Genomic DNA, 425 nt, shown 5'->3' on the forward strand with positions numbered 1-425 from the left:
GCCTAGGCCTGATTTTTATAAGGGACAAATGTGCGGTTGGCGATATAGAAACCCAAGCCTTTGTTGCTTTTGAATTTTTTCTCGATCATAGAATCGGCCAACTGCTGAGAGATCAGAAGGTCTCCTGACTCTGGCTCACGAGCGATTCCGCGCATGCCGGCAGCATCGTCCAGGAACCAGGTTTTAGTGAAATAGATGATCGATCCGTCATCATCCCGTTCAGCGGCAGATTGCCCTTGATCTATCGCGTTGACGGTATTGATTGCATTCACTATGAAAAAAGCTTCGTCGACCTCTTCCCCGTCTGCAATGACGACAGCAGGTTGAATGAGCTGAATGTCCTGAGCAGATTGATTGGTGAGAAAATTCGCAAGTCGCTCAGTGACTAGTGGGACTCCCCCAAGTAGCCATAGGCAGTCATACGC

General features: G+C 48.9%; 1 protein-coding gene. It reads right to left on the reverse strand.

Features of this window, described 5'->3' with window-relative positions:
- Positions 1 to 2 precede the first annotated feature (2 nt).
- On the reverse strand, positions 3 to 425 hold a 423-nt coding region (locus AC1DF0_RS32380; RefSeq protein ID WP_477577692.1), incomplete at its 5' end, for an imm11 family protein.

The organism is Paenibacillus sp. 05T425 (genome assembly GCF_056396205.1).